Consider the following 1,884-nt stretch of genomic DNA (forward strand, 5'->3'; position numbering starts at 1 on the left):
CCGCGATCATCCCTGTCACGGAACCCACGGTCATCCCGACCCCGGAAACCGCCACCCTGCGGCCGGTCACCGCGATCCCGGAACCCGCCACCCTGGGGACGGTCATCCCGATCGCGGAAACCGCCACCCTGCGGGCGATCGCCACGGTCCCTGAACCCGCCACCCTGGGGACGGTCGCCCCGATCCCGGAAACCGCCGCCCTGCGGCCGGTCACCTCGGTCACGGAACCCACCCCGGTCCTCACGCCGCTCGAAGTCACGACGCGGACCGCGATCATCCCTGTCACGGAACCCACGGTCATCCCGACCCCGGAAACCGCCACCCTGCGGCCGGTCACCGCGATCCCGGAACCCGCCACCCTGCGGGCGATCGCCACGGTCCCTGAAGCCGCCACCCTGCGGACGGTCACCCCGATCGCGGAAACCGCCACCCTGCGGCCGGTCACCCCGATCCCTGAAACCCTGGGGCCTGTCGTCACGGGAGGCGTAGCCACGCTCATCCCTGTTCTGGAACGGACGCGACGACCTCGGCCGCTCGTCCCGGTCGTCACGCCCCTGGTATCCGCCGCGCGACCGCTCACCGGACCTGAACGGACGCTCTCCGCGCGACTGTCCGCGCTCGCCGTACGAACGCCTCTCCCCGTAGCGAGGCGCGTCCTCGCTCTGTCGGCTGCGCTCGCGGCCCTCGTCGTCCGATCCGTTGTCTCTGTTCACTTCTGGTCCATTTCGTTGGCTCACTCAGCGGACACGTGCTCCACCGAGACGGTCCACCGTGGCTGATCGCCGCCCACTCGGGTCTTACGCGACGAAGGCCACCCGAGGTTGAGGGTGGCCAGGCCTCCCCAGCCTAGCAAGAGCCCAGGTGTCCCCGGACCTCAAGCACCGTCGGAAAAGGCGATCACGCTGTGCCGGAACTCTCACCGCCAAGGTCGATCCGATTCCGCGCAACCGCAGAATCCCGTCACCGCATCCAGAGCCCGATCAACAACACCAATCTCGACCTGCCGGGCACGAGCTGCCGCGTCCAGCAGGGGCGCCGCCGGTCCGTGCTCGCCTGCGGCCGGGTGAGACGCTCAGCCGCTGGGCGGCCCGCCTCTGCCCTACCGGCGCGGGCGCGGACCCCAACGAGGTCCGCCGCACCGCGCCCACAGGCCAGGCCGCCAAGACCGGGGTGGAGCGACTATCGCCCAGACACGGGGAGTGGCTGGCGTTCGTGCCAGCGTGAAGCGGACGAGCGGGGCCGCGAGCCAGGTCGAAGAGCCCTACAGTGGCGCGAGCAACTGCCGAACCGAGCCGGCCTTCGCCCTCGTCCCCGGTATCCGAGCGACTGTATGCGAGCGACCTGGATCGAGGTGGGCTGACGGGCCTGCTCGTCCGAACACCGCCGGCCGGCGGCGAGGCTCAGCGGCTTGTTGCGCAACAATCCTGACTGCCCGAGCCGGCCGAGGTCCACGAGTCCCTGTGGGTGACATGCCGCTCACATCAGAAGTACGGCAGGCAGCGCCCGGACCGGGGTGTCATCTCCGGCCAAGGGCCTGAATGTATGCCCTCGATGACGTGAAGCTGACGTGGAACCTCCCGACCGTGGTGCGCGCGGGAAGTAGGAAACGACGCGTTCGTTCCAGCGGTAGGGAACGACGGGGCTGTCCAGCAGTGGTGCGGGCCGTCGGTCATTACCGTCGCCGGATGCCCGTCCTGTCAACCGAGGCCCCGGCACCCCGCCACTGCCAACGGGGCCTCCGCACCATGTCGAAGACCGAGCACACCCAGCAAGCCCCGGCCACAACAGCCCCGGAAAAGCAGAAAGGGCCACCCCAACCGGGATGGCCCTTACCGTAAAGATTGCGCGGCGGCGACCTACTCTCCCACACCCCTTCGAGTGCAG

At 69.7% G+C, this 1,884-nt stretch carries 1 pseudogene; it reads left to right on the forward strand.

Going from position 1 to position 1,884, the window contains the following annotated elements:
- Window positions 1–779, forward strand: a pseudogene (locus tag ABZX22_RS09615) (hypothetical protein); the annotation flags it as partial.
- Between the last annotated feature and the right edge of the window lie 1,105 nt (window positions 780–1,884).

Source organism: Nonomuraea sp. NPDC003804 (assembly GCF_040610675.1).
In the GTDB taxonomy this organism is placed as follows: domain Bacteria; phylum Actinomycetota; class Actinomycetes; order Streptosporangiales; family Streptosporangiaceae; genus Nonomuraea.